The 24395-nt window shown below is 68.5% G+C and carries 26 protein-coding genes; 18 read left to right on the top strand and 8 right to left on the bottom strand.

The window, feature by feature from the left end:
• The first annotated feature begins 48 nt into the window (after positions 1–48).
• Entirely contained in the window at positions 49–2583 is a 2535-nt protein-coding gene (locus tag ACLARN_RS02285) for a transglycosylase domain-containing protein (RefSeq protein ID WP_409489608.1), read from the top strand.
• Between the two features lie 231 nt (positions 2584–2814).
• Here ACLARN_RS02285 and ACLARN_RS02280 read toward each other — a convergent pair whose 3' ends face one another.
• A complete protein-coding gene (locus ACLARN_RS02280; RefSeq protein WP_409489607.1) occupies positions 2815–3864 on the bottom strand; it encodes a Gfo/Idh/MocA family oxidoreductase in 1050 nt (349 codons plus the stop codon).
• A gap of 55 nt (positions 3865–3919) precedes the next feature.
• On the opposite strand from ACLARN_RS02280, the gene ACLARN_RS02275 reads away from it, so the two are divergent.
• Both ACLARN_RS02275 and ACLARN_RS02270 read left to right on the top strand, forming a co-directional pair.
• On the top strand, positions 3920–5014 hold the full coding sequence (locus ACLARN_RS02275) for an ROK family transcriptional regulator (protein ID WP_409489606.1): 1095 nt from the start codon (positions 3920–3922) through the stop codon (positions 5012–5014).
• Positions 5015–5024: 10 nt separating this feature from the next.
• Positions 5025–6563 carry a glycosyltransferase family 87 protein gene (locus ACLARN_RS02270; protein WP_409489605.1) on the top strand — a complete coding sequence of 513 codons (1539 nt, stop codon included), beginning with the start codon at positions 5025–5027 and terminating at the stop codon, positions 6561–6563.
• Here ACLARN_RS02270 and ACLARN_RS02265 read toward each other — a convergent pair.
• From ACLARN_RS02265 to ACLARN_RS02255, 3 genes are all read right to left on the bottom strand, one after another.
• Entirely contained in the window at positions 6520–6855 is a 336-nt protein-coding gene (locus ACLARN_RS02265; protein WP_409489604.1) for a hypothetical protein, read from the bottom strand. The genes ACLARN_RS02270 and ACLARN_RS02265 overlap by 44 nt on opposite strands.
• A 44-nt stretch (positions 6856–6899) precedes the next feature.
• The gene (locus ACLARN_RS02260) at positions 6900–7409 is read right to left on the bottom strand and encodes a hypothetical protein (RefSeq protein ID WP_409489603.1); all 510 of its coding nucleotides are present in this window, start codon (positions 7407–7409) and stop codon (positions 6900–6902) included.
• A gap of 185 nt (positions 7410–7594) precedes the next feature.
• Positions 7595–8374, bottom strand: coding sequence for a deoxyribonuclease IV (locus ACLARN_RS02255; protein WP_409489602.1), 780 nt, complete (start codon positions 8372–8374; stop codon positions 7595–7597).
• 119 nt (positions 8375–8493) lie between these two features.
• On the opposite strand from ACLARN_RS02255, the gene ACLARN_RS02250 reads away from it, so the two are divergent.
• The 12 genes from ACLARN_RS02250 (at position 8494) to dnaB (ending at position 18394) form a co-directional block, all read left to right on the top strand.
• Positions 8494–9309 carry a hypothetical protein gene (locus ACLARN_RS02250; protein WP_409489601.1) on the top strand — a complete coding sequence of 272 codons (816 nt, stop codon included), beginning with the start codon at positions 8494–8496 and terminating at the stop codon, positions 9307–9309.
• A 124-nt stretch (positions 9310–9433) separates the two neighbouring features.
• Entirely contained in the window at positions 9434–10318 is an 885-nt protein-coding gene (locus ACLARN_RS02245) for a hypothetical protein (RefSeq protein ID WP_409489600.1), read from the top strand.
• 118 nt (positions 10319–10436) lie between these two features.
• Positions 10437–11318, top strand: a complete 882-nt coding sequence (locus tag ACLARN_RS02240) for a hypothetical protein (protein WP_409489599.1) — start codon at positions 10437–10439, stop codon at positions 11316–11318.
• A 100-nt stretch (positions 11319–11418) separates the two neighbouring features.
• The gene (rpsF, locus tag ACLARN_RS02235; protein ID WP_409489598.1) at positions 11419–11742 is read left to right on the top strand and encodes a 30S ribosomal protein S6; all 324 of its coding nucleotides are present in this window, start codon (positions 11419–11421) and stop codon (positions 11740–11742) included.
• Positions 11743–11758: 16 nt separating this feature from the next.
• Positions 11759–12268 carry a single-stranded DNA-binding protein gene (locus ACLARN_RS02230; protein WP_409489597.1) on the top strand — a complete coding sequence of 170 codons (510 nt, stop codon included), beginning with the start codon at positions 11759–11761 and terminating at the stop codon, positions 12266–12268.
• Positions 12269–12358: 90 nt separating this feature from the next.
• Positions 12359–12607: a 30S ribosomal protein S18 gene (gene rpsR / locus ACLARN_RS02225; protein ID WP_005168122.1), complete on the top strand. Its 249-nt coding sequence runs from the start codon at positions 12359–12361 to the stop codon at positions 12605–12607.
• 12 nt (positions 12608–12619) lie between these two features.
• The gene (gene rplI, locus ACLARN_RS02220; protein ID WP_409489596.1) at positions 12620–13075 is read left to right on the top strand and encodes a 50S ribosomal protein L9; all 456 of its coding nucleotides are present in this window, start codon (positions 12620–12622) and stop codon (positions 13073–13075) included.
• 175 nt (positions 13076–13250) lie between these two features.
• Positions 13251–13661, top strand: a complete 411-nt coding sequence (locus tag ACLARN_RS02215; RefSeq protein ID WP_409489595.1) for a hypothetical protein — start codon at positions 13251–13253, stop codon at positions 13659–13661.
• A complete protein-coding gene (locus ACLARN_RS02210; protein ID WP_409489594.1) occupies positions 13661–14260 on the top strand; it encodes a DUF3558 domain-containing protein in 600 nt (199 codons plus the stop codon). The genes ACLARN_RS02215 and ACLARN_RS02210 overlap by 1 nt, the downstream gene beginning before the upstream one ends.
• Positions 14261–14263: 3 nt before the next feature.
• Entirely contained in the window at positions 14264–15625 is a 1362-nt protein-coding gene (locus ACLARN_RS02205) for a hypothetical protein (protein ID WP_409489593.1), read from the top strand.
• 97 nt (positions 15626–15722) lie between these two features.
• On the top strand, positions 15723–16520 hold the full coding sequence (locus tag ACLARN_RS02200) for an ESX secretion-associated protein EspG (RefSeq protein ID WP_409489592.1): 798 nt from the start codon (positions 15723–15725) through the stop codon (positions 16518–16520).
• 464 nt (positions 16521–16984) lie between these two features.
• Positions 16985–18394, top strand: coding sequence for a replicative DNA helicase (dnaB, locus tag ACLARN_RS02195; RefSeq protein WP_409489644.1), 1410 nt, complete (start codon positions 16985–16987; stop codon positions 18392–18394).
• A gap of 324 nt (positions 18395–18718) precedes the next feature.
• Here the strand turns inward: dnaB and ACLARN_RS02190 are convergent, their stop codons facing one another.
• Positions 18719–18949, bottom strand: coding sequence for a hypothetical protein (locus tag ACLARN_RS02190; RefSeq protein ID WP_409489591.1), 231 nt, complete (start codon positions 18947–18949; stop codon positions 18719–18721).
• 56 nt (positions 18950–19005) lie between these two features.
• Between ACLARN_RS02190 and ACLARN_RS02185 the strand changes: the two genes are divergently transcribed.
• Positions 19006–19335 (top strand): nitroreductase/quinone reductase family protein, encoded by a 330-nt coding sequence (locus ACLARN_RS02185; RefSeq protein ID WP_409489590.1) that lies wholly within the window; start codon positions 19006–19008, stop codon positions 19333–19335.
• On the opposite strand, the gene ACLARN_RS02180 is transcribed toward ACLARN_RS02185, so the two are convergent.
• The gene (locus tag ACLARN_RS02180; protein ID WP_409489589.1) at positions 19281–20243 is read right to left on the bottom strand and encodes an NADP-dependent oxidoreductase; all 963 of its coding nucleotides are present in this window, start codon (positions 20241–20243) and stop codon (positions 19281–19283) included. The genes ACLARN_RS02185 and ACLARN_RS02180 overlap by 55 nt on opposite strands.
• A 195-nt stretch (positions 20244–20438) precedes the next feature.
• Between ACLARN_RS02180 and ACLARN_RS02175 the strand changes: the two genes are divergently transcribed.
• Positions 20439–21632: a serine hydrolase domain-containing protein gene (locus tag ACLARN_RS02175; protein WP_409489588.1), complete on the top strand. Its 1194-nt coding sequence runs from the start codon at positions 20439–20441 to the stop codon at positions 21630–21632.
• A gap of 21 nt (positions 21633–21653) precedes the next feature.
• Here ACLARN_RS02175 and ACLARN_RS02170 read toward each other — a convergent pair whose 3' ends face one another.
• The gene (locus ACLARN_RS02170) at positions 21654–22151 is read right to left on the bottom strand and encodes a MarR family winged helix-turn-helix transcriptional regulator (protein ID WP_409489587.1); all 498 of its coding nucleotides are present in this window, start codon (positions 22149–22151) and stop codon (positions 21654–21656) included.
• An 84-nt stretch (positions 22152–22235) separates the two neighbouring features.
• On the opposite strand from ACLARN_RS02170, the gene ACLARN_RS02165 reads away from it, so the two are divergent.
• Positions 22236–23432: an FAD-dependent monooxygenase gene (locus ACLARN_RS02165; RefSeq protein WP_409489586.1), complete on the top strand. Its 1197-nt coding sequence runs from the start codon at positions 22236–22238 to the stop codon at positions 23430–23432.
• Here the strand turns inward: ACLARN_RS02165 and ACLARN_RS02160 are convergent.
• A complete protein-coding gene (locus tag ACLARN_RS02160) occupies positions 23386–24345 on the bottom strand; it encodes a helix-turn-helix transcriptional regulator (RefSeq protein WP_409489585.1) in 960 nt (319 codons plus the stop codon). The genes ACLARN_RS02165 and ACLARN_RS02160 overlap by 47 nt on opposite strands.
• Positions 24346–24395: the final 50 nt, after the last annotated feature.

The following is a 24395-nucleotide window of genomic DNA, read 5'->3' as shown; positions in this document are numbered from 1 at the left end:
GCGACCGCAGGACCGCGCTCACCCACGAAAGGTTCGGAGGACGTCAAAGTGAACGACGATCCCCACGGCGGATGGCCAGGTCAGGACCCTGACCCCGCACGTCGTCCGCAACGCCCGGCCGGACCACCCCGCCGTCCCGCCGGTGGGCCGCCACCGGGCCACGGTCAGCGGCCGCCCGGCCCCCAGGGCCCGGGTCAGGCCCCGTGGCAGCGGCAGGGCGCGCCTCAGCAACCACCTCAGCAGCCACCGCGGCGTCCGCAGCGACCGCAGGTCGCGCCGCAGCACGAGCCGGACCTCATCACGCATCACGAGCACAACGGCACCGAGCACCGGTACGACGCGGATCGCGGCTACGAGGAGCCTTACGAAGACGACCAGTACGTCCAGGAGACCGGCGAGGACGGGAAGCCGATCCTCACCCCGGCGCAGCGTAAGAAGCGCCGGTGGAGACGGATCCGGCGAGTGCTGCTCGCGCTGTTCTGCCTCTTCTTCGTGCTCCCGGCGATCGCGTTCGTGATCACCTACTTCGCCGTCGACGTCCCGTCGCCGCAGGCCGTCGCGGCCACGCAGGGCCAGGCGGTGACCTATTACTACGCCGACAACACCGAGATGGGCAAGGACGTGCCCAAGGGTGGCAACCGGCAGATCCTGACGCCGGAGCAGATCCCGGACATCGTCAAGAAGGCCGTCATCGCCACCGAGGACGCCTCCTTCGAGACGAACTCCGGCTTCGACGTCGGCGGCATCCTGCGCGCGGTCTACAACCAGGTGACCGCGGGCAAGGGCGGTGGTTCGACCATCTCCCAGCAGTACATCAAGGTCGCCAGCGGGGACGACGAATCGTCGCTCACCCGTAAGTGGACCGAACTCGCCAAATCCTTCAAGATGAACCAGACGTACGAGAAGAAGGACATCATCTCGGCGTACCTGAACATCATCTACTACGGCCGCGGCGCGTACGGGATCGAATCGGCCGCGCAGGCGTTCTTCGGCAAGCCCGCGGGCGAGCTGAACGCGTCCGAGGCGGCGCTGCTCGCGGGTCTCATCCAGCAGCCGGGCCGCTCGGAGAACCCGAAGGTCGCGAACGAACGCTGGAACGTGGCGCTGAACCGCATGGTGCAGAACAACTTCCTGTCCGCCGCGGACCGCGCGAACCTACAGTTCCCGACGCCGATCCCGCAGACCGACAAGCAGCAGGCCGGGGTGGTGAACCCGTTCATCCGCGACAAGGTCAAGGAAGAGCTGGCCGCGAACGGCATCACCGACGCCGTCTATTACACGGGCGGCTACAAGATCTACACGACCATCGACCCGAAGGCGCAGGCCGCGGCCGAGCAGGCGGTGGCCGAAGGGATGAAGGGCCAAACCGACGAGAACCTGCTCAACGCGCTCGTCGCTGTCGACCCCAAAACCGGTGGGGTGAAGGCGTATTACGGTGGCCCGTCCATCGTGAAGGGACCGAACGGCCAGGACCTCAAGGGCCGTGACTGGGCGAACACGCCGCAGAACCCCGGATCGTCGATGAAACCGTTCGACCTCACCGCGTACCTGAAATCGGGCAAGGGTGGCATCAACTCGACGTTCGACGGGTCCAACAACAGGCAGTTCGGGAAGCAGACGATCCGGAACGCCGGGCCCGGCAGTTCGTGCTCGGCGCAGTGCACGGTGTCCGAGGCGATGCAGCGTTCGGCGAACACGGTGTTCTACGACATGGTCGCCAACGTCACCAAGACCGGGCCGGTGGCCGAAGCGGCCAAGGACGCCGGGGTCAAACCCTCGCCCGACGGCACCGCCGAACTGTTCACCGGTGACAACAACATCGCGCTCGGCGGTGGCAAGACGGTCATCAGCCCGGAGGACATGGCCGCCTCGTACGCGACCTTCGCGGCCGATGGCCAGCGGCGGACCAAGCACTTCGTCGCCAAGGTGACCAACTCGCAGGACGAAGCCGCGTACTCGGCCCCGGAGGAGGCGAAACCCGCGTTCTCCGACGACTCCGACAAGAGCAAGCAGATCGCGGGCAACGTCACCGAGTCGCTCAAGGGTGTCATCCCGTTCTCGAAGCTCAAGTGCCCCAACGGTCACGAGTGCGCCGGCAAGACGGGAACCCAGCAGCACACCTACCGGTCGGGCGAGCCCTCGTCGGCGAAGGACTCCAACTCACAGACCTGGATGGTCGGCTACACGCCGTCGATCTCCGTCTCGGTGTGGGTCGGCGGCGACGGCGACAAGGCGCTGAAGGGCAAGAACGGCAAGGCGATCTTCGGTTCGACGATCGCCGGGCCGATCTGGCAGAAGTTCCTCACCCAGTACCTGAACGGGAAGCCGGGGGAACGCTTCGACAAGGTCAAGATCATCGGCGGGGGAGACAACAACAACACCGTCCCGTCGACGCAGACCCCGCCCGAAGACAACGAGGACACCAGTGAGACCGGGACGCCGTCGACCGGCCCATCGAGCGGTCCGTCGTCCTCGCGGAACGAGGAGGACCCGCCGTCCAGCTCGCGGAACCCTCCGTCGTCCAGTGAGAACAACGGCGAAGAAAGCAACGGCCGCGGTGGCGGCCGGGGCGACAACGGCTAGTGTCGCGCGTCAGAAATTCGCGCCGTAAATTGATGCTGGAATCCGGTCACCCATCGCTGAATGCTCCTGACCTGATGCGTCGCGAAAGCCACTTTCGGGACGTCAGATGTCGCGAAAGTGGCTTTCGCGACACGTGCTGGGCGGCTGGGCGGCTGGTACGCCGAACAGCGTGACACAACACCGGAACCTAAGCACGAACTCAAGTCGCGAACTAACGAATCGCCACACTAGCTAGAGGGTGACGACGCGCCGCTCGGCACCGGAAAGGTGGGCGGCTTCGATGACCCGGAGCGCCTCGACGGCGGAGCCGGGGTCGACCGGGAACTCGCCTTTGCCGAGTAGCGCGTCGCGCACCTGCGCGTAGAAGTCCTCATAGCGGCCGACCTCGGTGGGCACGGTCTCGACGTCGTCGTTCACGCCGAGCCGTCCGGCGTCCGACGGCGGTTCCACGGCCCAGCCGGGATCGCCGGGCCGCAGCCCGTCCTTGATCTGCGGCTCCTGGACGTCGAGGCCGTACTTCGTGAAGGTCGCCTTGTCGCCGAGTACGCGGAAGCGCGGGTTCCGTGTCCCCGCGAGCGCGGACGCCCACAGGTGCGAGCGCACGCCGTTGGTGTGATGAAGGGCGACGAAGACGTCGTCGTCGACCGATACCCCGGCACGGCGCTTGTCGACCTCCGCGTAAACCTCGTCGACCGGGCCGAACAGCTGGAGCGCCTGGTCGACGATGTGCGCGCCGAGGTCGTAGAGCAGCCCGCCCGCCTCGGCGGGGTCGCCGAATTCGCGCCAGTTGTCCCGCGGCTTCGGGACCCAGCGGTCGTAGCGCGACTCGAAGCGGAAGACGTCACCGAGGCGGCCCGCGTCGATGAGCTTCCGGACGGTCAGGAAGTCCGAGTCGAACCTGCGGTTCTGGAAAACCGTCAGTCCGACGCCCTTGGCCTTCGCGGCCTCGACGACCTTCGCCGCTTCGGCCGCCGTCGGCGCGAAGGGCTTGTCGACGACGACGGGCAACCCGGCCTCGATCGCCCGAAGCGCGAGCGGGACGTGCGTGCGGTTCGGCGTGCTGACCACCACCAGATCCAGTTCGTCCGCCTTCGCGAACAACGCGTCCGCGTCCGGCAGCACGTCGGCGGCCGGATAATCGGCGCCGGCCTGCCTGACCCGGTCCGGATTCGAAGTGACGATGGCGGCCGGGGTCAGCCCCGGTGTCGCGCTGATCAACGGGGCGTGGAAGACGCGCCCCCCGATGCCGTATCCGAAGATCCCCACTCGCAAGTCAGCCATGACTCCATTAAACAACAGTGTTGCGTAATCAGCCAGTCGTGGCAGGATGCGCGCTATGCCGGAGACCGGGGTCAATCTGCGCGGCCTGCGCCAGCACAACCGAACGCTGCTGCTCACGCACATCCTGCGCGCGGGCGGCCTCAGCCGCGTCGAACTCGCCGACCGCACCCGGCTCACGCAACAGGCCGTCTCGAAGATCGTCCCCGAACTGCTCGAAGCCGGCCTGCTGGACGAGGAGCGCCAGCCCGCGTCCGGCGTCGGCAAGCCGCGCACGCTGCTGCGCGTTCGCGCGGACGCCCGGTACGCGCTCGGCGCCCAGCTCGATCGGGACTCCTTCCGGGTACTCAGGACCGATCTGACCGGGAAGGTCATCGCGTCGCGGGGCGGCCCGCTGTCCCCGGGATTCACTCCTGATCATGCCGTTTCCGCCCTCGCCGAAGCGACCGAAGCGCTACTCGACGGTGTCGAGCGCGAACGCGTACTCGGCCTCGGCGTCGGCGCCGTCGGACCGCTCGACCACCGCGAAGGGCTGGTCCGTGACGCCACGAACATGCCGGGCTGGCACCACGTCCCCCTGCGCGACCTGCTCGCGAAGCGCACCGGGCTGCCCGTGCGGCTCGACAAGAACACCAATGCCGCCGCCTTCGCCCAGCACTGGACCGACGGCGACCAGGCCGCGACCGCCGTCGTGCTCGTCGGCACCGGGATCGGCGTCGGCCTGCTGATCGACGGCAGGCTGTACCGCGGCCCGCGCACCAACGCGGGCGAGTTCGGGCATACGACGCTCGCCTTCGACGGGCCGCGCTGCGCGTGCGGGCGCCGCGGCTGCGTCGAAGTGCTGCACAACGCGGCGGCGACCACGGAGGAGGCGGCGGGCCTGCTCGGGATCGGACTCGCCGACCTCGTCCAGGTGCTCGACCTCGAACGCGTCGTGCTGACCGGGCGTTCGGTCCGCGCCGAGCCGGAGATCTATCGCGACACGGTCGCCGCACGGCTGCGGGAACTGCTGCCTTTGCCGCACTGGCAACGGATCCAGGTCGACCTCGACGAGATGGGCGACGACGTCGTCGCGTTCGGCGCGGCGGTCGAGGTCCTGTCCGGGTTCTACGACAGCGGCGATATCACCGGGGGTCACCCGGATAGGCGCTAACATCCGCCACGTGTCCGACCAGACGACCCAGCCCGAGGCCCCGCTCTCCCTCACCCCCGGCGAGCGGGTCATCCCGAGCTGGAACGAACCGCTCGTGGCCGCGGCCACCCGGCCGATCGGCGGCCCGCTCGGCGAGCACGCGGCCGTGGGGCGGCACTGGTTCTGGTCGCCGCAGCGCGTCGGGCTGCTGCTGGCCTGCCTCGCGCTGCTGCTCTCGTGGTTCGGCAAGGCGTCCTGCATCCAGGAGTACACCGACGACTCCGGGACGCATCAGCTCGACTGGCGGGCGGGCCGCCCGTTCGTCGCGATGTGCTATTCGGACATCATCCCGCTCTACAGTTCCGAGCGGCTGAACGACCCGGACACCTTCCCGTACGTGACTTCGTGGACCGAGGACGAGGGAACGGCGAAGGAGACCACGCGGTACATGGAGTACCCGGTCGCGACCGGGTTGTTCCAGTGGATCAACGCGAAGCTCACCGAAGCGTGGCTTTCGGTCGCGAAAGCGGGCTGGCTGCCCAGCGCGCTCCCGGTCGCCGTTTACTTCAACATCTCGGCGCTCTGGCTCGCGCTGGCCTGGCTCGTCACCGTATGGGCGACCGGCCGATCGATGAAACGCCGTCCGTGGGACGTCGCGCTGGTGGCAATCTCACCGCTGGTGCTGGTGCACACCTTCACCAACTTCGACGCCATCGCGACCGCGTTCACCGCGACCGCGCTGCTGGCCTGGGCCCGGCGCAGGCCCGAAGTCGCGGGATTCCTGCTCGGCCTCGGCGCGGCGGCGAAGCTGTATCCGCTGCTCCTGCTCATCCCTCTGTTATTCCTGTGCCTGCGCGCGGGGAAGGTCAAGCAGTGGGCGCTCACCGCCGGACTCGCCGCGGCGACGTTGGTGGTCGTCAACGTCCCGTTCGCGCTCGCCGCGCCGACCGGCTGGTGGGAGTTCTTCCGGCTCAACACGGTGCGCCCGATGGACCCGGACTCGCTCTACAACGTGATCTCCCATCTTTCCGGCTGGGCCGGTTTCGACGGGAAGCTCGCCGCGGGCGAGACGCCGGTCGTGCTCAACGTCGTCGTCGCGGTGCTGTTCCTCGCCGCTTGCGCCGGCATCGGGTACGTCGCGCTGAAGGCACCGCGCCGTCCGCGGCTCGGCCAGCTGGCCTTCCTCGTGGTGGCCGCGTTCCTGCTGACCAACAAGGTGTGGAGCCCGCAGTACTCGCTGTGGCTGGTGCCGCTGGCGGTGCTCGCGATCCCGCGCTGGCGGTTGCTGCTCGGCTGGATGCTCATCGACGCGCTGGTCTGGGTGCCGCGGATGATGTACTACCTCGGCGTCGACAACAAAGGCCTGCCAGAGGACTGGTTCCTCGGCACCGTCGTCGTCCGCGACCTCGCGGTGCTCGGCCTGTGCGCGCTGGTGATCCGCGACATCTACCAGCCGCGCACAGACCCCGTCCGCCTCGCCGGGGACGACGATCCCGTCGGCGGTTTCCTCGATGGCGCACCGGACGCTAAGCGCGCTTCAGCACCTCGGGTCCAGGACGTTCCAGCTTGATGTGCCTGCCGAAGTCCTCGGCGCCGAAGTCATCGATCTGGACGACGACCTCGTCGGGCGAGGTCTCGACCAGGCGGCAGGCGAACCAGTCTTCGCCGTACTTGACCGACCAGCGCTCGGCGAGAATGGCCAGGCCTTCGGCTTCCAGCAACGCGACGGAGTCGTCGAAGGCGGCGGGCCCGCCGAGCGGGTAGCCGAAAACGGTCAGCGCCTGCCAACGGGTGTCCGGTGCGGGGACGACGTAACCGACGTGCTCGCCGTCCTCCGCCCGGTACACGGTGCGATTCTTCATGCGGATCAGGTTCGACCCTCCCGTGGCGTGAGGGTCAAGCCGATTCAGCGGACGGTGTAGCCGCCTGTGCTCGTCCGGAAGAACGGCACCGGACCGGTGCACGGCAGGACGTCCTGCTCGAACCCGCCGTAAGCCCAGCTCCAGCCGATCCGATCGTGGCCGCGCGGCTCGTCCTGCACCGAGAAGCCGACCCGGCGGCCGACGACGTTCACCGGGAGGCCGGGGATGTCGGCACGTTCGATCACCCCGGTCAGGATGGCGAGGCTGCCGGCGCGGGAGACGCAGTCGACCCGGCCGTCGAAGTCGGCGACGAGTTTTCCGTCCTTGGTCACGTGATTCACGTGGAACCGGCCCGAGGACTTGCCGGGTTCGCCGAACGCGGCGAAATCGAAGCGGACCGGGTCGTTGTCGTAGCCCGGGAACGTCAGCGGTCCGCCCGCCGATCCCAACACGACCGAACCCCGCTCCGGCGCCGCGCTCGCCTGTGTCGCCCCCAGCGTTCCCGCCACGGCGGCTAACACGGCGATCGCGGCGATCTTCGACTTGATGTTCATGGCTTTCCCTCCAGTACCAGGTGTTTCCCTGGACTGAAGCCTTTCGCGATCCGCGTGCCCGGCCCTCCCGCTGGAGAGGGAAGGGCCTCCCGCTTGAGTAGCCAGCGCGCAGGGCACCACCCCGCTGCCGCGGGAGGAGGGCGCGTCGCGTTTAGCGGGCTAAACGCGACGCGCGTCCAGGGGCGCTAGGCGGAGGCGACGCGTTCGCGGACGTAGGCGATGTCGGCGGCCTGGCCGTCGGCCGGGGTCTCGACGATCACGGGAGCACCCGCCTCGGCGGCGACCGCGGCCAGCACCTCGGGGTCGATCGTGCCGTCGCCGCCGACGACGTTGGCGTGCCGGTCACGGGTGGAACCGAACTCGTCGCGCGAGTTGTTGAGGTGCACCAGGTCGATCCGGCCGGTGATGGCCTTGACCTTCTTGACCGCCTCGGTCAGGTCCCAGCCCGCCGCGTACGCGTGGCAGGTGTCGAAACAGAAGCCCGCGCCGAATTCGCCGACCTTGTCCCAGAGCCGGGCGATCGTGTCGAGGTCGCGGGTCATCGCGTTGTCGCCGCCGGCGGTGTTTTCGATCAGGATGGGAACGGCGAAGCCGCCCTTCTCCTGTTCGCGCTCGAAAAGCTTGCGCCAGTTGACAAGGCCTTCTTCGACGTCTTCCGAAGAGCCGACGTGGCCGCCGTGCACGACAAGCCCTTTCGCGCCGATCTCGGCCGCGCCGTTCGCGTGCTGCGTGACGTTCTTCCGCGAGGGGATGCGAATGCGGTTGTTCATCGACGCCACATTGATCAAGTACGGCGAGTGGATGAACACCTCGACCGGCGATTCATTGATCGCTTCGCCGTGCGGGTGGGGTTTGGGAGCCTTCCAGCCCTGCGGGTCGGAAAGGAAGAACTGGAGGACCTCGGCGTCGCGTTCGGCTACCGCGGATAGGGGGTCGTCGTCGCGGACGTGGGCACCGATTTTCATGCAAGCAAGGTACTACTGGGGATTTCTCCCCGGCGCGGCCCAGGTCGTCACGCTCGTGGGGTAGCGTGAGCGCGTTCCGTTAAAACCGCGTTGGGTCTGAGGGGCGGAGGACGAGCTCGATGGGGAAGACTGCCGGGCGGATCACGGCATTGGGTTTCGCACTTTCGGTTTCGGCCGGTCTCGCGTTCCCGACGTTCGCGATGGCCGCCGAGGGACCGAATCCGACCCTTTCCGGCAAATGCGCCGCGACACTCCAGAACGGGGAGACCGCGGACGGCCTCGTTCTCGACGCGGGCGCTCCGCTGAACTCGCCCGAGGCGCTGACCGTCGGGCTGGACTCGAAGGCCAAGACCGCCGAAGGCCGGAAACCGCTGCTCTCGCTGCCGGTCGGTGACCTGGTCAAGGCGACCGGCCTCACGGACAACGCGGTCGGCGACCTCGCCGCGAAGAGTGTCTGCCCGCCCGCGCAGGGCGCGGTGAACGCGGTCGGCAACCTGACCCAGGGTGTCGTCGAAGAAGTTCCGGGGCTTCCCGAGATCCCTCCGGGACCGGGCCCCGGCCCGCAGCCTCCGGAGCCCGGTCCGAAACCTCCGCAGCCCGAGCCCCCGAAGCCGGGACAGCCCGGCGGACCGGGTAGCGAACTCCCGGTCGAATCCGGTCCTGGTTCCTCCACCGGCATCGGCGGCGACTCGATCGCCGGCGTCATCAGCAACGCGGCGCTGCTTCCCGGCAACTTCGTGCAGGCGCCGGTGATCACCGAGATCATCCCCGGCGAGGTGCCGCCGCCGACCGTCGACGAGAAGGACACCGGCAACGCGCAGGCCGTCCAGGCGCCGGTCGCCCCGGCCAAGCTGCCGCTGCTGCTCGCGGTGCTGGCGCTGGCCGTCGTCGCCGCGGCGCTGGTCCGTGCCTGGCTGCGGGGCAAGCCCGCCTGATTTCACCCTCAGTGACGCCCGCTTCCACTCGAATGCCTGACCTCTTCGAGTGAGCGGGCGTTACTCGTCTCCATTAGCGTCGTTGTGCTGGTTAGGTGAACCCGACGACGGAGGAGTCGAAGGCATGCGCGAACGGCCACGGAGGGCGACCGCCCTGGGTGCCTCGGCCTTCATTCTCGCGGGCTCGGCCGCCCTCGCCATGCCGGGCACGGCCGCCGCCGCCGAGACGAAGACCGCCGCCTGCGGCGGATCGGTGACCGCGAAGCCCGGCGACAAGATCCTCGGGAAGACGCCGTTGCTCGGCATCCCGCTGGACCTCGGCCACGCCGGTCCGGTCTCCGGAGTGCTCACGGGCACGATCAACGCGCTGCTCGGCACGGTCTGCAAGGTGACGGTGACCGTGGTGAACGCCGTGGTCGCGCCGGTCCCGGTCATCGGCGAACCCGCCGCGGAAGCGTTGAACGGTGCCGTCACCGGCACCACCCAGGCGCTGACCGGCGGTGGCAAACCCGCCCCCGGCACCCAGCCCCAGCCAGGGAAACCCGCTCCCGGCACGGGCGGCCCGCAGACAGGCGGACCCGGCGCCCCGGCGCAGGGCGGCAACCCGGCGACCGGCCCCGGCATCCCGGCGGCGAACAGCCCGCTGCTGCCCGGCACCTTCACCCCGAACTTCGGCGGCCTGCCGTGGGGCGTCAGTACGGGCTACGCCCCGATGCGCGACTACAGCTCCATCCCGATGGCGATGGCCGGTCTTTTCAGCCCTTCGCCCGGACTGCGTTACGGCGGTCAGATCCCGGGTTACGCGCCGCAGTTCGGCGTCACGACCGAAAACCAGACCGGTGACCCGGATGTCCAGAATGCGGGACAGGCCGAGGCGCTACCCAGCGTGAGCGACGGATTCACTCAGGACGGGAAACTGCCGCTACTGATCGCCGTTTTGCTACTTTCCGGGGTCAGTGCGGGCCTGGTCCGCACCTGGGTCCTCCGCCGAATGGCCGCTACAAATTAGGCCTACCGCCTAGTATCTTTCGGATCACTCCCTCGTTATCCCCGTTAGGTAGTGCTTTCTCTCTGGTGAAAACCTGATGCACTGCCTCACGCCCCCACCGACCCGGAGGATCGCGCTCGTGCGGAAGACCACCATCTGGCAGACCACCCGCAACGCGCTCACCGTCACCGCACTCGCGGCCTTGGTCACCGGTGGCGCGTTCCTGACCTCGGGCACCGCCTCGGCGGCGACCACGCTGGCGAACGCGTGCAGCGGCACCGTGAACGGCGGGATGGGCGACACCGTCGCGATCACCGGCACTTCGGTCAAGGAACTGGTGCGAGCGGGCGCGAAGGAAGCGGGCACGCTGGCCCTCTACGACGTCGCCGCGAACGACATCGCGAAGGTCAACAAGATCGACCTCGGCACGGTCCCGAACGCCGCGGGTGGCTCGGTCGACGGCAAGGCCATCGGCGCGGCCGTGAAGCAGGCGGTCAGGGAGACCAAGTCCTGGGGTCTCGGCCTCAACCCGGAAAAGACGCTGAACAGCATCGAGCACAAGGTCGCCGGCAGCTGCGGCCTGACCACCGTCGCGACGAACTACGTCGCCCCCACACTGCCGGCCCCTGGCACCACGTCCCCGCAGCAGGGCGGCGCCGGCGGCGGTACCCACGGCCTCCCGTCGAACCCGAGCCTGCTGCCCGGCGGCAGCAACGGCACCGGCTACGCCCCGCCGCGCGACTACGGGAACCTGCCGGTCGCGCAGCCGGGTGTCGCGGTGGCGCCGGGCGTGCGCTACCCGGCCAACAGCCCGCTCCCCGGCGAGGGCGGCCCCCAGTACGGCGTCCCTGGTGCTCAAGACCAGAACAGCGACGTCCGCAACGCGGGCAACGCCGAGGCGCTCGCGACCGACGGCATGCCCGGCGGCGACGTCCAGCTGCCGATGCTGCTCGCGGTGCTCGTGCTCGCCGGGGTGACCGCCGCGCTGGTCCGCACCTGGGTCCTGCGCCGCGTCTCCTGACCTGAGGCGAGGCCTTCGAACGCCGCCAGGTACGCTTACCTGGACAAACCCTCCTGCCACGGACAGTCCGTGGCCGCGAGCCCATAGGAGGTGAGTGGTTGTGTCACGCCATTACGAGGTAATGGTCATCCTGGACCCCACGCTCGATGAGCGTACGGTCGCCCCGACCCTGGACAACTTCCTCAACGTGATCCGCACTTCCGGCGGAAGCGTGGAGAAGGTCGACGTCTGGGGCCGCCGCCGTCTGTCGTACGAGATCAGGAAGCACGCCGAGGGCATCTACGCGCTCCTCGACCTGAACTCGACGTCGGAAGCGGTCAAGGAGCTGGACCGTCAGCTCTCCCTCCAGGAGACCGTGCTCCGCACCAAGGTCATGCGCCGCGAGATCAAGCCGGCCAAGCCCGTCGCCGCCGCCAAGGCCTGAGCCGAAGGACTTCCCGATGGCTGGAGACACCGTCATCACGGTGATCGGCAACCTCACGTCCGACCCGGAGCTTCGCTTCACCCCTTCCGGTGCGGCGGTCGCGAACTTCACGGTCGCGTCCACCCCGCGCACGCTGGACAAGCAGTCCGGTGAGTGGAAGGACGGCGAGGCCCTGTTCCTGCGCTGCAACATCTGGCGCCAGGCGGCCGAGAACGTCGCCGAGTCGCTGACGCGCGGCGCGCGAGTCGTCGTGCAGGGGCGCCTCAAGCAGCGGTCTTTCGAGACCAAGGAAGGCGAGAAGCGCACTGTCGTCGAGCTCGAGGTCGATGAGATCGGCCCGTCGCTGCGCTACGCCACCGCCAAGGTGAACAAGGTCAGCCGTGGCACCGGTGGCGGTGGAGGCGGCGGCTTCGGTGGAGGCGGCGGCGGTGGCCAGTCCGGCCCGCCAGCCGACGACCCGTGGGGTTCCGCCCCGCCCGCCAGTGGTGGCGGCGGCGGTGGCTTCTCCGACGAGCCGCCCTTCTGATCGACAGTCGCACCAGGTGCGTCCACCGCGGGCGAAAGCTCCGCGAGACGCCTCGAGACAACCACTACGTAGGAATCCAGGAGTAAAACCGTGGCCAAGCCACCCATCCGCAAGCCCAAGAAGAAGGTCTGCGTTTTCTGCAAGGCCGAGAAAAAGGGCCGCCCGGAGAACATCGACTACAAGGACACCAACCTGCTGCGGAAGTACATCTCCGACCGCGGCAAGATCCGTGCCCGCCGGGTGACCGGCAACTGCAGCCAGCACCAGCGTGACATCGCCATCGCGGTCAAGAACTCCCGCGAAATGGCGCTGCTGCCCTACACCTCGACCGCGCGCTAAGGAGGCACGTCAATGGCGAAGATCATTCTCACCACCGACGTCTCCAACCTCGGTGGACCCGGCGACATCGTCGAGGTCAAGGACGGCTACGCGCGCAACTACCTGCTCCCCCGCGGCTACGCGATCGTGGCCTCCAAGGGTGCGGAGAAGAACGTGCGCACGATCAAGCGGGCGCAGGAGAGCCGTCGCATCCGCGACCTCGACCACGCCAAGGAGATCAAGGCGACCCTGGAGGGCCTCGGCGCCATCCAGCTGACCGGCAAGGCGGCCGAGGGCTCGAAGAAGCTCTTCGGTTCGATCACCACCGCCGAGATCGTGGACGCGATCAAGGCCGCCGGCGGCCCGCTGCTCGACAAGCGCGTCATCGAGCTGAAGGACCACATCAAGACCGTGGGCAAGCACTCGGTCGGCGCCCGTCTGCACCCCGACGTCCGCGTCGACGTGCGGCTCGAGGTCAAGGCCAAGTAACACCGCTTCGGTAACGGGCGGGACGTCTCCATCGCGGAGAGGTCCCGCCTTTTGCTTTCTGTGCTTGTCCTCGGAACCCCACTCCGCAGGGCTACGTCTTAGGCTTGACGGGGGATCGGGGCATTATCGAGACTCGACGTCGAGGCACGGGGACTCAAAAGGGGATCTGGGAGCTATGGCTTACGACAGCAACGCCGAGCAGAACCGGCAGGAGAAGGTCACGGTGTCCGCGCCGGCCAACCCGGACAAGCCGTCGTCGACGTCGGGCGGGGGTGGCGGCGGGTTCACCTTCGACAAGGACAAGATCGACGGCATCATCAAGAAGTGGACCGACCTGCAGGTCGAGCTCAAGAAGGACTTCGCCGACGCGAACCTGATGGCGAACGTCAAGGCGCCCGGCAAGGAGTTCGCGAGCGGCGACTGGGAGAAGCTGGCCAACCCCTCTGGCAAGGCGTTCCTGGAGCAGAACCAGAAGATGCAGGACTACGTCAAGAACTACATCGACCAGCTGACCGCGGCGAAGCAGAAGATCGCCACGAACGAGGCCGAAACGCAGGCTTCGCTCAACAAGCACAAGGCCGTGTGATGCGACGTTCCCTCGTACTCGTTTTCGCCGCCGCCGCGCTGGTCGCGGGCTGTTCCGGCACCAAGAGCGGCACGGCGTCCTCGGAGCCGTCCTACACGACTGGCGCCGGCTCCCCGAGCGCGTCGAGCGGCTCGTCCGGCTCCGCGCCCAAGGTGCCGAGCCCGTTGAAGACCTCGTCGATCGAGAGCGACGCGTGCTCCGCACTCTCGGCGGCGAAGCGGTCCGAGCTCGGCCTCGGCGAAGGCGAACCGCGGACCACGAGCGTCGGACCCGGCTGCTCGATCTTCGCCGCGGACGACCGGCTGAACCAGATCGAGATCAGCCCGGTGCTCGCGAACAAGAACGGCCTCAGCGACGTCTACGACACGAAAGCCAACGACGAGTACTTCGAGCCGACCGAGGTCGGCGGGTACCCGGCGGTCTACGCCGCGGCGCTCGACGGCCGCAAGAGCGGCAAATGCGGCCTCTTCGTCGGCGTGACCGACCAGCTGGCCGTGAACATCCTGGTGCAGTACGACAACGGGCCCGGCGCGAGCGATCCGTGCCCCGTCGCGCTCAAAGTGGGGGAAGCGATGATCCAGACGTTGAAGGAGGGCTGACGCGTGTTCCTGCTGCCGATCATCGCCGGGTACTCGGCCTACAACCTGGCGACCACGAAATCCGGCGACTTCGAAGCGTCGGGCGGCGATCGCAAGATCGACTGCTACAACATCTGGGAGAAGATCGTCACCGGTCCGGGTACCGGGTCGATCTCCGAGGGCCAGGCCGCGGCGACCCGGCTCAAGGCCGGTTACCAGGACAGGCTGACCACCATCGACAACCTGTCGAAGGAGATGGACGCCGCCTGGACCGGTAAGAGTGCCGAAGCCGCGCAGCAGTCCGGCGCGCATCCGCTGCGGACCTGGATGGACGACTCCGGCAAGAAGCTGGTGGAGTCCGACAAGTACCTCGGCGAGCAGAACACCGCGTTCACCACGGTGAAGGCGAAGGTGCAGCAGGTCCCGAAGGATCCGCCGAAGAACAACCTGCTCAACTCCATCACCCCGTGGACGACCGACACCGACCGCGCGATCCGGGACTACAACCAACGGGGTCAAGCGAACGTCGACGCGTTCAACGAGTACTTCAAGGCCAGTTCCGAGAACGGCAAGAAGCTGCCCACCTACAACAAGATGGAGGGGCAGAACACAGGCGTCGACGTCAACGGCGGCGGCAAGGGCAAGGACAAGGACGGCAACGGGAACGACAACGGCCAGGGCGACCGGAACGGGAACAACGGCATGCCGCCCGGCGGCATCTCGACGCCGCCCGGTTCGATGCCGCCCGGCGGGATGCCGAGTGTTCCCGGTTCGAACATGCCCGGCATCGGTACGCCGGGGTCGAACCTGCCCGGATCCAACCTTCCCGGCTCGAACATGCCCGGCAGCAACATCCCGGGGTCGAACCTGCCCGGATCGAATCTGCCGGGCGGGCAGTACAACCCGAACATCCCCGGCAGCAACTACAAGCCGCCGTCCTGGGACGACGGGACGAACGCGTCCGGTTTCACCCCGCCGAAGATCCCCGGTGCCGGAGGCTTCGGCCCAGGTGGCGGCGGCGGCGGTGGCGGCGGCTTCGGTGGCACCGACATCCCCGGCGCGGGCGGTTTCGGCCCGGACGGCGGCTTCGGCCCCGGTGGTTTCGGTCCAGGCGGACCGGGCAGCGCGAGTGGCGCGGCCATCCCCGGTGGCGCGGCCGGGATGGGCGGCGGCATGGGTGCCGGTGGCGCCGGGGCCGGCGGTGCCGGAGCGGGTCGCGGTGCCGGCGGCATGATGGGCGGCGGCATGGGCGGTATGGGTGCCGGTGGCGCCAAGGGGAAGGGCGGCGAGGACGAGGAGCGCAGCGCCAAGTACCTCGTCGGCGACGACCCCAACGACATCTTCGGGACCGACGAACTCACCGCACCGCCGGTGATCGGCGAGTAGTCAGCACGAGCGGGCCGGGCGCGTGCCAAGATTGGGGCCGCGCCCGGCTTGTCTTGTTCCGGGCTGGACGATCAAGAACGACTAGGGGGCAGTTCCGGTGCTGGACAAGCAGGTCACGATCACGACCGGCACCCTCATCACGCTGATCCGCCGCCGGGGCGGCGAGCCGCACACGATCCTGTCGGAAACACCGACCTGGTACGACGAGAACGCGCAGCGGACCGAGGACGAGCGGACCAACAAGGAGCTGGCGAGCCAGGGCCTCTTCGGCGCGCGGGGCCTGCACCCGGGGTTCAAGGCGACGCTCGAAGCGATCGCCAGGCCGAGCCTGGAGTACTACGGCTGGGTCGACGGCGGGTTCGAGGGGAAGGCGCTGAGCTACACCCTGTTCGCGGGCAGTGCCGGCGGGGAGGGTTTCGTCCTCGCCCGCCACAGCGAGCACGACGGCGTCGCGCTCGCCTCGGTGCGGCCCGAAGAACTACTGACCGAGTTCCTCGACCAGATCCCGAAGCTCGCGCCGGGACGCGGCCGGCCGGTCGCCGTCCCGAAGAGCCAGGTCGAGGCCCCGCGCTCGTCGTCGACGGCGCAGGACGAGGGCTTCGAGGTGCTTCGCAGCGGACGGCAGAGCGCCGGCAGCCAGGAGGCCGATGAGCTTCGCCGCATCCTCGCGCTACGCCGAATGGGCAGTGGCAGCCTGTACGTCGCCGCTCGCGGCCGGAGCGGCGCGCGGCAGCGGATCGAACGCCCGGTGAACTACATCGATACGTCCGAGGGCCGGTGGCTGACCGAAGAGATACCGGGGAGTGGCGAGCCGAGGATCGCCTTCACACCCGCCGACCAGCAGGTTCTCGGAGAACGACTACGGAGCGCACAGGGCAGGTTGTTCGCCTCCTGAATCCGACGCCGTTCAGCCCAGCGGGTCACCCCTCTACCCTCCGTAGCATTCATCCACAGGGCACCCCTGTGCGCCGCCGTGCGACACGCCGAACGACGTGTTTCGCCCGACACGCCGCACGGATTCGAATAAAGTTCTCCACAGTGTGTACACAGTCCCTGACCAGCGCTTTTGTCAAACCATCCCGCCGTTGCCCACAAGTTGTACACAGGCTATGGGCCACCTGTGAAGGGATGCCCGCAGTCATCCCCAGGTTGTCCACAGGGCGGTCCCCAGGCGAAATTGCGCTGGTCCTTTCGGGGGGCCTACCGTGCCCGATTGGCCGGTACGCACAGTGGCGTTCTTCCGGCCGAGGGGAAGCACCGGGAGCCGAGGGAGGGCGGCCGGTGGGCACAGGCGGACCGACCGGGGAAAATCTGGCATAATCGAACGCGTGTTCGATGCTTGAGGAGGTGGCAGCAGCGGTGGCGCTGACCGACGACCGCAATCCGATGTACGCGGAGTCCGACCCGGGTCCCAGCGACCCCGGTCCGCGTGGTGGTGAGTACGACCGCCAGCCGCCGCAGGACATCGCGGCCGAGCAGTCCGTGCTCGGCGGCATGCTGCTGTCGAAGGACGCCGTCGCCGACGTCATCGAAGCCCTCGGGCCCGACGACTTCTACCGGCCCGCGCACCAGGCGATCTACGACGTCGTCCTCGACCTCTACGGACGCGGCGAGCCCGCCGACCCGATCACCGTCTCCGCCGAACTGGAACGCCGCGGCGAACTCGGCCGCGTCGGCGGCGCCCCGTACCTGCACACCCTGATCGCGACGGTGCCGACGGCGGCGAACGCCGGGTACTACGCGGAGATCGTTTCCGAGAAGGCGGTGCTGCGGCGCCTGGTCGAGGCTGGCACGCGGATCGTCCAGTACGGCTACGGCGCGGCCGCGGCCGACGGCGCGAACATCGACGAGGTCGTCGACCGCGCACAGGCCGCGATCTACGACGTCACCGAGCGGCGCACCAGCGAGGACTACGTCGCGCTGGAAGAGCTGCTCCAGCCGACCATGGACGAGATCGACGCGATCGCGTCACGCGGTGGGCAGTCGCAGGGCATCCCGACCGGGTTCGCCGACTTCGACGATCTGACGAACGGCCTGCACCCAGGGCAGATGATCATCGTCGCCGCCCGTCCCGGTGTCGGAAAATCGACGCTGGGACTGGATTTCGCCCGTTCCGCGTCCATCAAACACGGTCTGACCAGCGTCATCTTCTCGCTGGAAATGAGCAGGACCGAGATCGTCATGCGCATGCTCTCGGCCGAGGCTCGGATCCGGCTGGCGGATATGCGCGGTGGCAAGATGTCCGACGACGACTGGACGCGGCTCGCGCGCCGGATGAGCGAGGTCTCCGAAGCGCCGCTGTTCGTCGACGACTCGCCGAACATGACGATGATGGAGATCCGCGCGAAGGCCCGGCGGCTCAAGCAGCGCAACGACCTCAAGCTCGTCGTCCTCGACTATCTCCAGCTGATGACCTCGGGCAAGCGGGTCGAGTCGCGGCAGCAGGAGGTCTCGGAGTTCTCGCGGCAGATGAAGCTGCTGGCGAAGGAGATCGAGGTCCCGGTGATCGCGATCAGCCAGCTGAACCGTGGTCCCGAGCAGCGGACCGACAAACGCCCGATGCTGTCCGACCTCCGTGAGTCCGGTTCGCTGGAGCAGGACGCCGACCTCGTCATCCTGGTCAACCGCCCCGACGCCTGGGAGCGGGACGACCCGCGCGCCGGCGAAGCGGACCTGATCATCGCGAAGCACCGTGCCGGGCCGACAGCGACGATCACCGTCGCGCACCAGCTGCACTACAGCCGGTTCGTCGACCTCTCGCACGACTAGGCGCTGCCGGAGTACGGTCTCACGGCTGAATTCATCTCGACTTCAGTTGTGAAGTGCGATTGAGACAGCGGACTGAGGCCGGCGGCGCAACGGTCAAAAAGACAAGGGCCCCACGCGAACGCGGGACCCTTCGGACCTGGCCCGGCTCGAACGGGCAGCCTCCCCCTCCGACTACGGACGCGCCCTCACCGGGTAGGCGCGCCTAGGGCAGGTTCGTATCAAAGGCTAGGCGATGGTCTCGGCTCAAGTGAACGTCTTTCGCATCGACGGTGCCATCGCAAGGGCACACCGACTGTTAGAGAAATGCCCCGAAAAGAGCGGCTCTCAGTTGTGAAGTGATCGAGAGCCGCTGTCCGGTGCGGCGTCGGCGGGAAGTGGTTCGCGCTGGTCGGCGCGCAGGCCGTCGAGGGAGATGCGCAGCAACCGGCGCCACAGTTGCGGGCGGCAGTCGTCGGTGATCTGGACGGCGTGGCCCAGCGAGACCAGCAGGAGCAGTAGGTCATCGACGGTCACGCCGGGACGCAGCAGTTCCGCCGCAGTGGCACGGGCGCGCACAGTTCCTCGATGACGACCCGGAGCCGCTGTAGGCCGTCCAGATCGGGATCAGCCCGTTGTTCTGCCAACCGGTCGGCGATGGCTGGGCCGTCTTCGGGACCTATGGCGGCAGTCCTCGTCATCCGGCCTGGTACCGGAATCTCATGGCGACCCCTCAGGCCACAGTCGAGGCGGGCACGGAGAAACTGCCGGTCGTGGCACGGCTCGCGCGGGGCGCGGAGCGTGAGCGGATCTGGGCGAAAGAAGTAGCGCTCGTCCCGAAGTTCGCCGAGTTCGAGGCGGCCTCCGGCAGGGAGGTCCCCGTTGTCTTGCTGGAGCGGGCGGCCGCGGGTCAGGGGATCAGCACGAGCTTGCCGGGGGCGTGTCCGGCGATGCCGACCTCGTGAGCCTTCGAGGCCTCGGCGAGCGGGAAGGTGGAATCGACGATGACACGCAGCGAGCCTGACCCGGCGCGTTCGACGAGGTCACCGCGGGCGGCGTCGCGGAGTTCGGCGCCCGCGTCCTCTCCCGGTCCGTAGCCGAGCCGCTTGATGCCGGTTTCGGCGCGGCGGGAGCCTCCGGTGATCGAGGAGATCCGCGCGGGGTCGGCCACCAGTTCCAGTGAGACGTCGAGCGCTTCGTCGGTACCGGCGAAGTCGACCGCGGCGGTGACGCCCTGCGGCACGACGGCGCGCACCCGGTCGGCGAGCCCGGGGCCGTAGACGACGGGGACGGCGCCGAGCTCTCGCAGCAACGCGTGGTTGCGCTCGGCGGCGGTGGCGATCACCGTCGCGCCCTGGGCGGCGGCCAGCTGCACGGCCATCAGGCCGACCCCGCCCGAACCGCCGTGGACGAGCACCGTGTCGCCTTCACCCACGCCGGCGGCGTGCAGCGCGTGGACCGCGGTGGTGCCGGTCAGGATCAGCGACCCGGCCTCCGCCCATCCGAGCCCGGCGGGCTTGCTGATGATCGAGGTGGCCGGAGCAGTGACGTAGTCGGCATAGGCGGCCGTCACCGGGTAGACGACGACCTCGTCACCGACCTGCACGCCGGTGACCTCCGGACCGACCTCGGTGACGACGCCCGCGCACTCGAGACCGATGGCGGGCATCGAAGCGGCGATCCCGGCGGCGTCCTTGTGGTCGTCGTCCACGTCGTGGAAGGCCCCGCTGTAGAGCTTCCAATCGATCGGGTTGACCCCCGCGGCCCGGACTTCGACGACCACCCCGTCGGCGGCCGCTCGCGGGATGGGTGTCTCGGTCACGGCGAGTACATCGGGGGTGCCGTAGGCGGTCGGGCGCACGATTCTGGGCATGACTGAACTCCTGTACTGACGGGGATGGTGATCGGCATATCCGCTGCCGAAGGCTTCTGAAATCCAGTATCGAGGCCCCGGGACATGATTTCCAGTGCAATATCAATAAGGAGTAATTGCGTTCAACGCAAACCACTTTTGGCCGTGTCAGCGCGGTGACTGCGCCGTGTCAGCGCGGCACGCGAACGTGGTCACATGACCAAGTCACTGAGGGGTACCAAGAACAAGATCTTCCAGCGCGTGGGGGTGACGGCGCTGGCGGCCACGCTGCTGGCGGGCGTCGCCGTGCCGACGGCGTCCGCCGCCGGACGGGATCGGCCGGAGCTGCGGCAGGCCGTCCAGGAATTCGTCGACGCCGGGTTCGCCGGGATGCAGTTGCGCGTCCGCGACGAGCGCGGCGAGTGGACCGGCAGTGCCGGGGTGCGCGAGCTGGGCGGGACCGCGAAGCCACCGACCGACGGCCACTTCCGCGTCGGCAGCACCTCGAAGAACTTCACCGCGACCCTCACGATGCAGCTGGTGGCCGACGGCAAGATCGGGCTCGACACCCCGATCGCGGGATTCCTGCCCCGGTTCGGCTTCGACAAGCGGATCACCGTGCGGATGCTGTTGCAGCACACCAGTGGGCTGTTCAACCACACCGGCGAGTACTTCCCGGACGGGACGATCGTGCCGGGGATCCCGTGGTCGGGCCCCGAATGGGTGAAGAAGCGCTTCCACACCTACCAGCCGGAGGACCTGGTAAAGCTGTCACTGTCCAAGCCGCCGCGGTTCGAGCCGGGGGCGGGCTGGAGTTACTCCAACACCAACTCCGTGGTGCTCAGGCTGCTGGTCGAGAAGCTCAGCGGCCGCCCCTTCGCCGACGAACTGGACCGGCGGATCCTGCGGCCGCTGAAGCTGCGGGACACGCTGTCGCCGGGATCCTGGTCAGGGATGCCCAAGCCGTACGCCCACGCTTACTACCCCTACGAAGACGCCGGACAGTGGAAGACGATCGACGTCACCCACCAGAACCCGTCCTGGGCCTCCGCCGCCGGGGACATGATCTCGACGACCAAAGATCTCCAGACGTACTTCTCGGCACTGCAGAGCGGCAAGCTCCTCCCCGCCTGGCTGCTGACCGAGATGCGCAAAACGCACCCGCAGAGCGAAAGCCTCTACGGCTTCTACGGCCTCGGGCAGTTCACGCAGGACCTGGGCCCGGGCTGCCCCCGCACCATCCTCAACCACAACGGCAGCAACAACGGCTACGCGGCGCTGATGTACAGCACGCCGGACGGCAGCAAGACGCTGACCGCCTCGATCACCGCCGGAGAGGCCGCGGACGCGGGGCAGAAGTTCCCGGCGGAGCTGAACAAGCTGCTCAAGACGGTGTTCTGCGGTAAGTGAAAGAACCGGGACGGCAGGCGGCTAGCCGCCTGCCGTCTCGTCGTCGTCAACGACCGCCAGCCGGGTGGTGAGGTCGTCGACGAAGCGTCCGAGGAGGGCCCCGAAGATCTTGCGGTCCTCCTCAGACCAGTCGGTCATCGCGTCGCCGAACCAGCCGAGCAGGGTCCGCAGGTACCGGTCGGGGATCGTCTTCCCGTCCGGGGTCAGCTCGATCAGACGTGCCCGTTGGTCGTCCGGGTCCGCGATCCGGACGACCAGCCCACGCCGTTCGAGGCCGTTGAGATGCCGGGTGACATGCGGCCCGACGACCTGCATCCGTTCGGCGATCTCCCCGACCCGCAGCGGCCGGTCGGCCATGTGCAGCGTGACCAGCACCGTCATCGCCGGCCGGTCGAGGGTGATCCCGGCGCTTTCCATCGCCCGCTCCACCAAATGGCTGCGGTTGAGCACGGTGCCGAGCTGGGTGAGGCGGGGGAGTACCGCCATCAGGTCGAGTTTCGGGGAGCCAGTGTCTTCCATCACACCTCGTTTAGATACCTAAGTTAGGTATATAGTTGCCTTGGGCCCGTAAGGATACCTAAGTTACCTATCCAAGGAGCACTCATGCGCACTGTCCTGATCTCCGGCGCCAGCATCGCGGGTCCGGCACTCGCTTACTGGCTGCGTCGCTACGGCTTCGACGTCACAGTCGTCGAGAAGGCGGACGCGGTACGCGGCGGCGGCTATCCCATCGACATCCGCGGCACCGCCTTGGACGTCGTCCGGCACATGGGCGTCCTTCCCCTGCTCCAGGACGCCCACATCAGCACTCGCAGGCTCGCCTTCCTCGACGCCGACGGCGCACTGATCACCTCGCTCCGGCCCGACGCCGTGACAGGCGGAGTCGCCGGCCGCGACCTGGAGGTACCCCGCGGTGACCTCACGTCGATCCTCTACGACACGGTCCGCGACGACATCGAGTTCCTCTTCAACGACTCCATCGACACACTCGACCAGCACGCCGACGGCGTGGACGTGCGCTTTCGCGGCGGAACCGAACGCACCTTCGACCTCGTCGTGGGCGCGGACGGGCTGCACTCGCAGACCCGCGCGCTGGTGTTCGGTCCGGAAGAGCAGTTCCATCACTACATCGGCTACTGCTTCGCGGGCTTCACCATGCGAAACGACTTCGGGCTCTCGCACGAGGGCGTCCTCTGGAACACCCCTGGCCGGTCCGCGGCGCTCTACGCCGCGGGAGACGGCGACACGGTGCACGGCTTCCTGAACTTCGCCCGGCCAGAACCGCCCATCCACGCCTTCCGGGATCCCGCCGCGCAGCGTGACCTGGTCGCCTCGGTCTTTGAGGGGGACGGGTGGCACCTCCCGGTCATGGTCGACGCCATGCGCGCCGCGGACGATCTCTTCTTCGACGTCGTGAGCCAGATCCGCCTGCCGCGGTGGTCCAGCGGCCGGGTCGCCCTGGTCGGCGACGCCGCGCACGCCCCGTCGTTCCTCACCGGGCAGGGATCGAGCACCGCACTGGTCGGCGCCTACATGCTGGCCCGCGAGCTGGCCATGACGGCCGATCACACGGCGGCGTTCGCCGCCTACGAACAGGGCACGCGGGAGTTCGTGGAGTTGAACCAGGCACTGGTCACCACGGGGAACTCCACCATGTTCCCGAGCACGCCCGAAGCACTGGAGCAGCGCAACGCCGCGTTGCGTGAACTGTCGATGCTGCCCGAAGACACGGAAGAGCCCGCGCACTCGGCGCTCACCCTTCCCGCGCCCGCTCTGACAGCCGATTCGCCAGCGCGGTGACCAGGTCGCGGAGCTCCGCGGGCCGCTCGATGACGAACGGCCGGTCGAGTGCGGCGAGCAGCGACGGGATCCAGTCGAGCCGCTGGGCCCTGATCCGGGCACGGACCCGGTCGCCGTCGGTCTCCAGGATCGCGACGGACGGCGGGAAGACGGCCCGGACCTGCTCTGGGGTCGCCTGGATCCACACGGACACCTCGTGCCGGTGCGGTGTCTCGGCGAGGGCGGTCAGCACTCGCTCGGCCGGGTCGAATCCGGCGGGTACCTCGAAGGTCCCGGCCCGCGCCTCGGCCGATTTGATCCTGTCGACGCGGAACGTGCGCACCTCGCCGCTCACCGAGTCGAAGCCGGTCAGATACCACCGTCCGGAGTGCGCGACGACGCCGTAAGGATGGACGACCCGTTCGCTGGCGCCGCCGTGACCGGCGAGGTACGCGAGTCCGACCGGCCTGCGATCCCGCGCCGCTTCCGCGACGGTGAGCAGCACCTCGGCCTCCGCCGAGAGGGCGGGCCGGGTGGGCGCGGTGAAGTCGGCGGTCTCCAGCAGCGCGTCGAGACGACGGCCCAAGGCCTCGGGCAACACCCGCCGGACCTTCGCGACCGCGCTCTCGGCCGCCGCGACCGAGGTGGTGATCAGCCCGGCACGCCGCCCGGCGACCAGGCCGAGCAGGACTGCCATGGCCTCCTCGTCGGTGAGCATCAGCGGCGGCATCCGGTAGCCGGGGGCGAGGCGGTACCCGCCGTACCGGCCGCGCACCGAACGCACCGGGATGTCCAGGTCGAGGAGGTGTTCGACATAGCGGCGGACGGTCCGCTCGTCCACGTCGAGCCGCCCGGCGAGTTCGGCGACGGTGCGGGTGCCCCCGCTCTGGAGGATCTCCAGCAGGGCGAGCACACGGGCGATGGGCCGGGTCACACCGGGAGCTTCCCAATACCGGGCGGGTTGTGTCCAGTATTGCTCTTAGC

This window comes from Amycolatopsis sp. cmx-11-12 (assembly GCF_046269425.1).
Lineage (GTDB): Bacteria > Actinomycetota > Actinomycetes > Mycobacteriales > Pseudonocardiaceae > Amycolatopsis.
The sequence above is the reverse complement of the archived record's forward strand: the minus strand, read 5'-3'. Positions and strand labels throughout refer to the sequence as shown.